The following is a 10,001-nucleotide window of genomic DNA, read 5'->3' on the forward strand; positions in this document are numbered from 1 at the left end:
GCTGGGCGGCGTCCCTGCCCGACACGGCGTTGGAGGGGTTCATCCTGCCGGTGAACTCCTACTACGAGCACACCGCGCAGGTCGGCATCGCCTACCGCAACCACCTGCCGGGCCAGGCGCACTGGGGCTTCCAGGTGTCGGGCGGCCCCGTCTTCTATGGCGCCCACTTCGGCACCCAGCCCCCGGACCGGCGCACCGCCGGCATCGTCCAGGGCCGCATCCAGATTGGCTACCAACTGAGTGACGTGGGCGTGGGGGTCGCCGTGGGCTACGCCGAACCGTTCGGTCTCAAGAACCGCAGCTTCGCCCGTAACTTCGTGGGTGGCGTGAGCCTCGGATTTTTCGCGGATTGGCGGTAAAGGCGCGGTACACTGGAAGCACGAGAGCGGAACGGCCTCCCGGTGCGGGTGCCCGAGCGCCGCCAACCCCTCATGGCCGAGCTTCTCAGCGCCCACGTCACGCGTTACCTGCGCAACCGCGATGAGTTCGAGCGGGGCCTGCCCCCGGGCCTCCTGCTCTTCATGCCCGCCCTGGGCACGGTCACCCCGTCCGAGCTGGAAGACTACCCGCTGCGGACGGTGACCAACGCCGGGCCGCCAACGCTCGGGCAGGACGAACCCGTCGTCTTTCCCCTGCTCAAGTCGACCGGCAACGCCTTTGGCCGGGGCATCACCGTGGGGCGCACCGGCAACAACGACGTCGTGCTGGATGACGGGAGTGTGTCCCGATTTCACGCGTGGTTTGCGCGGGACGCGGGGGAAGCGGGTTTTCTCCTGACGGATGCGGGTTCGAAGAACGGCTCGTACGTCATGGGGGAGCGGCTGTTGGCGCGCAAACCGACGCCGGTAGGGGACGGGATGCGGCTGCGCTTCGGCCAGGTGGAGGTCAGCTTCTACACGCCGGGGGCTTTCGCGCGGCTGTTGGCGAAGCGCCTGCAGTCCTGAAGCCTTGCCACGTCTTCGGCGGCCTGCGTAACGTGCGAAGTCACCCTCTAGGCACGGATGGGAGCGTTCGCGGTGGCCTTGACCACAGAAGCCTTCGGGCTGACCGATGTAGGCCGGAAACGGCAGCACAACGAAGACGCGATGATGGTGGACGCGTCGCTCGGCCTGTTCATGGTCGCCGATGGCATGGGCGGACACGCCGCGGGTGAGGTCGCCAGCGCGCGGGCCACGGAGGTCGTCAAGCAGCACATCGCGGCCAACCGGCACCTGCTGAAGGACCTGGCCAACAACCCCACGGCGGACAGCCGTTCCGCGGCGGCGGCGCTGGTGGAGGTGGCCGTGCAGCGGGCGTGCGCGGACATCTACCGCGCGGCGATGACGGACGCGTCCAAGCGCGGCATGGGCACGACGTTCGTGTGCCTGGCGGTGGGCGGCAACAAGGGCGTCATCGGCCACGTGGGCGACAGCCGCGTGTACCTGGTGCGCCACAGCCAGTGCCACCGGCTCACCGAGGACCACACGCTGGTCGCCGCGCAGTTGAAGGCCGGCACCATCACCAAGGAGCAGGCGGCCACGTCGCAGTACCGCAACGTGATCACCCGCGCGGTGGGCATCCAGGAGTCGGTCCAGGTCGACACGCTCATCGTGGACCTGATGCCCGGCGACGTGTTCCTGCTCTGTTCGGACGGTCTGCATGGCTACATGGAGGATGAGGAGCTGCTCCCGCTGGTGGCCAACCTCCAGCCCGGCGACATGCCGCGCAAGCTGGTGGAGCTGGCCAACGAGCGCGGTGGCAAGGACAACATCACCGCGGTGGTGGTGAAGGTCGCTGGCGACAGCGCGGCCCTGGCCAGCGAGGAGACGAGCGAGGCGCAGTCGCGCATGGAGGCGCTGCGGAAGATCCCGCTCTTCCGTCACCTCACGTACAAGGAGCAGACGGCGGTGCTGTCCATCGCCACGACGCGCACCTACCCGGCGGGTCGGGAGATCGTCGTGGAGGGGCAGCCGGGCGAGGAGCTCTTCGTCGTCATCCGGGGCCGGGTGGCCATCGAGAAGAATGGCGTGGAGATCGCGGAGCTGCGCTCGGGAGGCCACTTCGGAGAGATGGGCCTCATCGACAACGCGCCCCGGTCCGCCACGGTGCGTGCGACGGAGCCCACGCGGACGATGGTGATTGCCCGTTCGGACCTGATGGGGCTCATGAAGCGCGAGGCCATCCTCGCGGTGAAGATGCTCTGGAGCTTCGTGCAGGTGCTGAGCGACCGGCTGCGGGCGACCAACTCCGAGTTGAGCGAAGCGCGGCAGGAGCTGGCCGTGGCGCAGGCCATCCAGCCCTTCGCGGAAGACTGACGCGGGAACGCTTCCGGGGCGCCGGACGTCCTGGACAGGACGCTCCGGAATTTCCCGGGGGAAACCGTCGTTGGGGGGCCGGCCGTGGGGTAGGTTCCCGGCCGCGTACGCATGCGCAAATGGGTCTTCATCGGGGTGGCCACCGTGCTGGTGGCGCTCGCCGCCATGGTGCTGGGACCCCGGTGGGGGGCTCCCGCCGCGCGCCTCGGGTCGCCCGTCTCCGCCAGTTCGATGCGCCAGGGGCTGCCCGCGTTCAACGCGGTGGCGGTGTCGTCGGGCGCGCAGGAGGGGCTGACGCTCACCGGGCGCGTGCTGGACGGCGGTGGCCGGCCAGTGGCGGACGCGGAGGTGTCGCTCGCGGCGTCGGCGGAGCGGACGGTGGCGGACGTGCGGTGCGACGAGTGTGGCCTGGCGCTGCTGGCCTGCACCGCGCATGAGACGGCGCTGCACACGCGGGCCTTCTTCGAGCAGCAGCAGGGCTTCCTCACGCCGCGCGCCACGGTGCGCACGGATGCGCAGGGGAAGTTCCGCTTCGAGCATCTGGCGGGCGTTTCCTTCTCCGTCTGGGCTCGCGCGGACGGGCTGGGCGTGGCGCTCAAGAACCGGGCGGCCCCGGGCGAATCCGTGGACCTGTACCTGCCGGCCCTGCGGAGCATCTCCGGCACGGTGGTGGACGACTCCGGCCAGCCGAGGCCCGGGGCGCGCGTGCGAGCGGTGTCGCGCAAGGTGCCGCTGCCCTTCGAGGTGGTGGCGGGCGCGGGAGGCGCGTTCCTGCTGACGGGCCTGGGCGAAGGGCCCTTCTATGTGCTCGCGGACGCGGAGGGCTTCCAGCCCGCGGTGGCGCAGCAGGTGGAGGCCGACTCGCAGCCCTTGCGGCTGAAGCTGACGCCGTCGCGCACGCTGGAGGTGCGCGTCACGCGCGAGGGCGCTCCCGCCGCGGCGACGGTGCGGCTGCGCGGCGACCACCTGACGCGCGAGGCGCACACGGAAGCGCAGGGCGCGCCGGTGCGCTTCAACGGCCTGTATCCGGACGAGGTGGTGGTGACGGCGGAGGCGCCGGGTTTCGGATCCGCGCCCCAGACGCTCACGCTGTCCAAGCGGGTGACGCAGGTGACGCTGGAGCTGGAGGCCGCGGGCCGGCTGCTCGTCACGGTGGTGGATGAAGAGGGCCAGCCGGTGCCGAACCCGCAGTTGCTCCTGCGGACGGTGGCGGGCGATTTGATCCGCCGCGACGCGGTGCCCACCGGGGCGCTCGCGGAGCTGGGACCCCTGGCGCCGGGCGAGTACGTGCTGGAGGGGCAGGCGGAGGGCTTCAAGACGGCGCAGCTTCCCGCGCGGGTGGCGCAGGGGGAGACGGCGCTGGAGCTGGAGCTGGCGAAGGCCACGCTGATCACCGGGCAGGTCATCGACGAGTACGGCCGGCCCGCCTCGAACGTGTCCATCCTGGTGCAGCCCACCGGCGAGACGACGAACGCGGACAACGAAGGCCACTTCGCCGCGCAGGTGCCCATGCCGGGGCTCTACACGCTGCACGCGCACCACTCCGAATGGGGCGGCGGCAGCGTTCAGGCGACGGCGCCCGCGACGGACGTGACGCTGTCGCTGGAGGCCAAGGCGGGCGCGGACGTGACGGTGTCCAGCGGGGGCCGGCGGGTGGAGGGCGCGGACGTGGTGATGTGGGCGGATCCGGAGAACATCTTCCGCAGCGACCGGCCCTCGGGCCCGGACGGCGTCGTGCCCATGCGCGGGCTGCCGCCGGGCACGTACACGCTGGTGGCGTCGCATCCGGAGTACCTGTCGTCGGGGCCGACCGCCGTGACGGTGCAGGACGGCGCCACGCAGCAGGTGGCGGTGGAGCTGGAGCCGGGCGCGGCCCTGACGGGCGACGTGGTGGACGAGGACGGCCAGCCGGTGGTGGGCGCGAACCTGAATGTCATGCCGCGCATGGCGGAGCCGGTGCAGACGGATTCGGGCGGGCACTTCGAGTTCCGCGCGCTGCGGCCGGACCGCACGTACCTGGTGGACGCGCGCCACGCGGGCTACGAGTCCCTGGAGCGGACGCAGGGCAAGCCGGGCGGGCCTCCGCTGCAGGTGAAGATGCGCAAGCGCACGACGTTCCGGGGCCGCGTGATGGACGACGCGGGCCAACCTGTGCGCCGCTTCCGGGTGGATGATCACGACGTGAACAGCCCGGACGGGCGCTTCGAACTGCCGCTGTCCACGGCGGGAGACCGGCTCATCGTCGCGGTGGACGCGCCGGGCTACGAGCCCCAGGTGGTGGACCGCCCGTCGAAGACGGTGGACATGGGCGACGTGGTGTTGACGAAGGCGCCGTCGGTGTCCGGCATGGTGCGGGACGCGTCGGGTGGACCGGTGCCAGACGCGGTGGTGACGTGCGACGTGTGTGACGGGTCGGTGCTGTCGGGGCCGGACGGCGCCTTCACGCTGTCGAGCCCTCCGTTCGTGCCGCGCTTCACGGTGTCCGCGCGCAAGGGCAAGTTGAGTGGCACGCAGGAGGTGCCGCGCGGGAACACGACGCCGGTGCAGCTCACGCTCAAGACCGCGACGCGCCTGACGGGCCGGGTGTACCTGTCGGACGGCCGGCCCGCGGCGGGCTCGCAGGTGGAGGGGCTCAACGCGGACCGCAGCGAGACGGTGTCGCTGATCACGGGCGCGGATGGTCGCTACAGCACGGAGCTGTCGCCGGGCAGCTACCGCTTCGTGGTGGGCAGCGGGCGCGGCGGCACGGGCGAGCCGGCGGTGGTGGTGCAGGTGGCGGGCACGGAGATGACGCTGGACCTGGGGCCGGTGCCGGGCACGACGTCGCTGACGGTGCTGCTCCAGCCGGAGCGGGGCAAGGCGCTGTGGGTGGTTCCGGGCGAGGTGGGGCAGGTGGGCAATCCGCCCGTGGAGCTGTTGCGCTCGCGCTTCGCGCAGCTCATCTACCAGCCGATGAGCGAGCGGGTGGTGGTGAACGGCCTGTCGCCGGGCCGGTACACGCTGGTGTGGGGCTTCTTCCACGCGGAGATGCCCGGGGCGGGCCCCCTGGTGCGCACGGTGGACGTGCCCTCCCAGGGCGACGTGTCCCTGCGGTAGTCGTGTTGCGACGGGGCGCCCTGGCGCGTAATGAAGCCGCATGGACGCATCGGCACTGAAGGGCCGCCGGGTCATCGTCGGCGTGGGCGGCGGCATCGCGGCGTACAAGGCCTGTGAGCTGGTGCGGGAATTGGGGCGCGCGGGCGCGGAGGTGCGGGTGGCCATGACGGAGGCCGCGCGCCAGTTCGTCACCCCGCTCACCTTCCAGGCGCTGTGCGGGCACCCGGTGCTGACGGACTACTTCGACCCCGCGCAGGAGGGGAACTTCGGCCACCTGGACCTCGCCCGCTGGGGCGATGCGTTCGTGGTGGCGCCCGCGACGGCGGACCTGATGGCGAAGATCCGCGCGGGCTTCGGCGGGGATGCGGTGACGACGTCGCTGCTCGCCTTCAAGGGGCCGGTGGTGCTGGCGCCCGCGATGAACGTGGCCATGTGGGACAACGCCCGGACACAGGAGAACGTGGCGTCGCTGCTGGCGGATCCGCGCTTCACGGGCGTGGGCCCGGGGGCGGGGATGCTGGCGTGCGGCGACGTGGGCTCCGGGAGGCTGGCGGACGTGGGCGCCATCGTGTCCGCCGTGGCGGCGCGGCTGGGCGGCGGGCCGCTCCAGGGCCAGCGCGTGCTGGTGACGGCGGGCCCCACGCGCGAGTTCCTGGATCCGGTGCGCTTCATCTCCAATCCGTCCACCGGGAAGATGGGCATGGCGCTGGCGCACGAGGCGCGCGCGCTGGGCGCGACGGTGACGGTGGTGCTGGGCCCGGTGGGCCCGGTGGACCGCACGGGCCTGGAGGTGGTGGACGTGGTGAGCGCGGAGGACATGGCGCGCGAGGTGTTGTCGCGGGTGGACTCCGCGGATGCGTTCATCGCCACGGCGGCGGTGAGCGACTGGCGTCCGGAGGTGCGGGCCCCGCAGAAGGTGAAGAAGGGCGAGAGCCCGGAGTCCCTGCGGCTGGTGCGCACGCCGGACGTGCTGCTGGAGGCGTCGCGGCAGGTGGCGGGCAAGGCGAAGCGCCCGGTGCTGGTGGGCTTCGCGGCGGAGACGGAGCGGGTGGTGGAGCACGCGCGCGAGAAGCTGGAGCGCAAGGGCCTGGACGCCATCGTCGCCAACGACGTCACCGCGACCGGGGCGGGGTTCGGCACGGACACGAACCGGGTGACGGTGATTGTCCGCACCGGGCCGGACCGCGTGCTGGAGGGCAGCAAGCGCGCGGTGGCCGGCGAAATCCTGGCGCTGTTGCTCGTGGCCCCGCGCGGCTGAGCGGGGCCAGGGAGCGCGGACGTCACGTCGTCGGCAGTTCGACCTCGCGCCCCTGCTGGAGGTCGAGCAGGCCGGTGGTGGTGGTGCCTCCACAGTGCTGGCGGATCTTTTCGCCAATCTGCTCCACCAGCCGCTGCAGCTCCTCCGTCTTCACTGCGGAGGAGGGCGCTTCGGCGAACAGGATGATGTCCCGCGAGGTCGTCTCCACCTTCGCGAAATCACAATCCCGGAAGTTCCACCGGCGGGTGAGGACGCGCGCGTCGTCCGCGTAGACGACCTCGCCGGGGCTGGTGAGTTCAGGCTCCGGGCTGCCAATGCCGGTGAAGGACTCGTTGCCCGGTGACAGGCGCAGGCGCAGGTCGCCCTGGAGGCGGCCGAGGTCATAGCCACCGACGGGCAGCAGGAAGAAGAGCTCCTGGAGCAGGTACGCGTTGACGGCCCGGCTGATCCACGGGACCGGGTGGCCATTCACCACGCGGCGCAGCAGGGCTTCCGCGCTGGGACGGAACTTCTTCGGGTTGACGCCGAAGCGCTGGTAGGCGTCCTGCCAGGCGAGGATTCGCGTGTCCGCCGCCAGGGCTGCCAGGTCGGGGATCCGGCTGCGGAAACCCGACTCAGCAGCACGGATTTCAGCCTCCAGCCCTTCTGGTGGGTTGCCCGTGTTGTCCATTCCCCGCACCGCCACGAAGCTGATGCGGAGTTCGGGAAACCGCTGGGCCATCTCCTCGGAAACACTCAGGTGCATGGGCTTCTCCTGAAAAAGGGCTGCTGCGTATCACCTCCGCCCGCCCGACGGCCAGGGTTGGCGCGCAGCGCGTCAAAGTCAGACGCCACCGGTTGCAACAACCCGGTGATGTCAGAGGTCATTGTTACGGTGGCTCAATGACCAGATAGTGCGCGCGCCCTTTCCAAACCGTGGGTTTTGTTTTCCGAGCCGCTGTTGGGACCGGGGGTGAGGGCCATGGGGGCCGGCCTCGCCTTGTCGTTCCGACAGGAATTGTTTTTTCCATCATGACGACCGAACCGCGCCAGACAGAAGGCATCGCGCCGAGCCCGGGGCTTGTCATGCCCAGGGGCAAGGAGGTCCGTGAGCTGCGGGAGTACCTCGTGGCCCAGGGACATGAGGAGCAGCTCACCGGGTTGGGTGTGCCCCGGCCTGCCCGCGCAATCCTGGAGGTCCTTGAAACATGGGCGCTCATCCTTGGCGCCTGGGCCCTGTGTCTACATGTTTCATGGTTCCTGCTTCCAGTGGCCCTGGTGCTGGTGGGGTCGCGCCAGCGTGCGTTGGGGAACCGGCTGCACGATGCGGCTCACGGAAACATGTTGAAGGGAAGGGTGTTGAATCAGCGGGTGGCGGCGCTGATGTGTGGCCTTCCGCTGTTCGAGGATTTCGAGACATACCGGAACGCGCACCTGCGACATCACGCGTATCTGGGGCACGCGGAGAAGGACCCCGACTATCTGTCGGTGCCCGAGGCCCCGGCGGGGCGTGTGCACAGCGCCTGGAGTCTCTACGTCTTCTTCGTGAAGGATGCGAGGCTTTGGCGGGACTCCATCCTGGCGACGCTGTTCCGGGCGCCGGTGGCGCACCGGTGGCGGGTGCTGGCGTGGTGGACGGGGGTGCTGGGCGCGTTCGGGTTGCTGTTCGGCTGGGGCGCGGCCCTGTCCTTCGCGGGACTGTGGTTGCTGTCCAAGATGACCGCGTATCACCTCATCAAGATCTTCGCGGAGATCTCCGACCACATCGGGCTCGAGCCCGGGACGGTGCTCGGCTACACGCGCAACCACCCCAGCAACTGGGTGTCGTTCTTCCTGCATCCGCACCACGACAACTACCACGTCACGCATCACCTCTTTCCCCGCATCCCGCTGGCGAACCTGCCGCGCATGCACCAGCTCCTCCTGCCCGTGTCGCAGTACGCGGAGGCGCACCACTGTGAGCGCTACTTCCGCGGGCCGCGCTCGCTGGTGAAGAGCTGGCTCCACTTCCAGACCGAGCGCTCCCCGCTCGACGCCGAGCCTTCGTGATGCCCTCCACCTTGTTGGACACGCAGCGGTTGATCTCCACCGGAGCCCTGGCCCCCCTGTGGGAGGGGCTCCAGGCGGCCCGCCCGTATGGGCCCAGCAATCAGTGGGTGCTGGACAGTCCCTACCTGCGCCCGACGGCGCTCGCGGGGCTGTCGCTGGGCTCGCTGGAGGAGCCGGTGCGGGCAGGCACCCTCTTCACGCACCGCTCGCTGTCGCTCAACCGGCTGCTCTTCAACGCGTACGAGCAGAACAACCTCTACCTGCCGGTGGCGGCCTTCACGGAGGCGGAGCACCGGGCGTTCCACGACTTCTACGATCCGAGCTTCATGGCGGCGAACGCGATGCTGCGTCCGGCGCTGGAGCGCACCTGCTTCGAGTTCCTCTCCGAGGACATCAGCGTGGACGGTCCGTGGACGCTTTCGCACCTGGAGGAGTACTGCCAGGAGCTGCTGACGCGCTACGAGGCCGCGCCCAGCGAGGTGTGCCGCCGGGTGGAGGCCTCCGCCGCGCCGGACCTGGCGGCGAAGCTCTTCATCCTCCAGGTGGCCCCGGACTTCCTGTCGGAGGCGTCGCAGATGGCGCGGGCGCTGCCGGGCAACTTCGGTCCGGCGCACTCGGAGTTGATGAAGATCTTCATCGACGAGTTCGGGTACGGGGTGCACCCGCACAAGCACTCGACGCTGTTCGAGAAGCTGCTGGAGTCGCTGGGCCTGAGCAGCGGGGTGCACGCGTACTACCACTGGTACCTGCCCAGCTCGCTGCTGATGACCAGCTACTTCCACTGGGTCACCAGCCACAAGCCGCGCTGGTTCGAGTACGTGGGCGCGCTCTGGTGGATTGAAGCGGTGGTGCCGCACTTCAACCGCCAGTTCAGCAAGAGCCTCAAGAAGGTGTTCGGCCGGGAGGGCGTGGACACGCTCTACTTCGACGAGCACGTGGGCATCGATCTGCACCACCGCAGGATGGCGCTCGACAAGCTCATCCGGCCGCTGGTGCAGCGCTATGGCGAGGCCATCATCCCGGAGATGGTCCGAGGCATCGAGGCCAGCCGGCTCCTGGGAGACCTGGCGGAGCGGGACTACTTCGAGCAGCTCGACTTCTGCGAAGCGCTGCACACGGGCCGGGCGGTGCGTGCCACGGCGGTGGATGCGTCCCTGGCCACGCCCCGTGCGGCGGGCTTCTTCCTGGAGCCGGACGTGCGCGACGAGGAGTCGCTGATCGCGGTGACGGCGGGCACGGTGGAGGTGGATGCCGGCTACCTGAAGCCCCGGGTGCTCCGCGCGGGTGAGGCCGTCGTCGTTCCCGCCGGGCGCATGGTGGGGGCG

Annotated in this window: 7 protein-coding genes and 1 pseudogene; 7 read left to right on the top strand and 1 reads right to left on the bottom strand. The window is 70.3% G+C overall.

Features of this window, described 5'->3' with window-relative positions; genetic code table 11:
- The 5 genes and pseudogenes from D7V88_RS34050 to coaBC all read left to right on the top strand — a co-directional run.
- Nucleotides 1–359, top strand: a pseudogene (locus D7V88_RS34050) (hypothetical protein); the annotation flags it as partial.
- A gap of 72 nt (nucleotides 360–431) precedes the next feature.
- Complete coding sequence (locus D7V88_RS34055; protein ID WP_120544788.1) at nucleotides 432–944, top strand: FHA domain-containing protein; 513 nt, start codon at nucleotides 432–434, stop codon at nucleotides 942–944.
- A gap of 57 nt (nucleotides 945–1,001) precedes the next feature.
- On the top strand, nucleotides 1,002–2,294 hold the full coding sequence (locus tag D7V88_RS34060; RefSeq protein WP_120535595.1) for a Stp1/IreP family PP2C-type Ser/Thr phosphatase: 1,293 nt from the start codon (nucleotides 1,002–1,004) through the stop codon (nucleotides 2,292–2,294).
- 111 nt (nucleotides 2,295–2,405) lie between these two features.
- Nucleotides 2,406–5,390 (top strand): carboxypeptidase-like regulatory domain-containing protein, encoded by a 2,985-nt coding sequence (locus D7V88_RS34065; protein ID WP_120544784.1) that lies wholly within the window; start codon nucleotides 2,406–2,408, stop codon nucleotides 5,388–5,390.
- Nucleotides 5,391–5,430: 40 nt separating this feature from the next.
- On the top strand, nucleotides 5,431–6,648 hold the full coding sequence (coaBC, locus tag D7V88_RS34070; RefSeq protein WP_120544785.1) for a bifunctional phosphopantothenoylcysteine decarboxylase/phosphopantothenate--cysteine ligase CoaBC: 1,218 nt from the start codon (nucleotides 5,431–5,433) through the stop codon (nucleotides 6,646–6,648).
- A 22-nt stretch (nucleotides 6,649–6,670) separates the two neighbouring features.
- On the opposite strand, the gene D7V88_RS34075 is transcribed toward coaBC, so the two are convergent.
- Nucleotides 6,671–7,393 carry a B3/B4 domain-containing protein gene (locus tag D7V88_RS34075; RefSeq protein ID WP_120544786.1) on the bottom strand — a complete coding sequence of 241 codons (723 nt, stop codon included), beginning with the start codon at nucleotides 7,391–7,393 and terminating at the stop codon, nucleotides 6,671–6,673.
- A gap of 266 nt (nucleotides 7,394–7,659) precedes the next feature.
- Here D7V88_RS34075 and D7V88_RS34080 point away from each other — a divergent pair, with 266 nt between their 5' ends.
- Both D7V88_RS34080 and D7V88_RS34085 read left to right on the top strand, forming a co-directional pair.
- Nucleotides 7,660–8,676, top strand: a complete 1,017-nt coding sequence (locus D7V88_RS34080; RefSeq protein ID WP_120544787.1) for a fatty acid desaturase family protein — start codon at nucleotides 7,660–7,662, stop codon at nucleotides 8,674–8,676.
- Nucleotides 8,676–10,001 (top strand): iron-containing redox enzyme family protein (locus D7V88_RS34085; protein WP_147448972.1); only part of this gene is annotated, 1,326 nt, incomplete at its 3' end. The genes D7V88_RS34080 and D7V88_RS34085, both read left to right, overlap by 1 nt.

It is taken from the genome of Corallococcus terminator (genome assembly GCF_003611635.1).
Lineage (GTDB): Bacteria > Myxococcota > Myxococcia > Myxococcales > Myxococcaceae > Corallococcus > Corallococcus terminator.

What these genes read in the sequence shown, in the direction of transcription:
- D7V88_RS34060 (WP_120535595.1), top strand. Translation starts at nt 1,002, where the DNA reads ATGGGAGCGTTCGCGGTGGCCTTGACCACAGAAGCCTTCGGGCTGACC.
- D7V88_RS34055 (WP_120544788.1), top strand. Translation starts at nt 432, where the DNA reads ATGGCCGAGCTTCTCAGCGCCCACGTCACGCGTTACCTGCGCAACCGC.
- coaBC (WP_120544785.1), top strand. Translation starts at nt 5,431, where the DNA reads ATGGACGCATCGGCACTGAAGGGCCGCCGGGTCATCGTCGGCGTGGGC.
- D7V88_RS34080 (WP_120544787.1), top strand. Translation starts at nt 7,660, where the DNA reads ATGACGACCGAACCGCGCCAGACAGAAGGCATCGCGCCGAGCCCGGGG.
- D7V88_RS34075 (WP_120544786.1), bottom strand. Translation starts at nt 7,393, where the DNA reads ATGCACCTGAGTGTTTCCGAGGAGATGGCCCAGCGGTTTCCCGAACTC.
- D7V88_RS34065 (WP_120544784.1), top strand. Translation starts at nt 2,406, where the DNA reads ATGCGCAAATGGGTCTTCATCGGGGTGGCCACCGTGCTGGTGGCGCTC.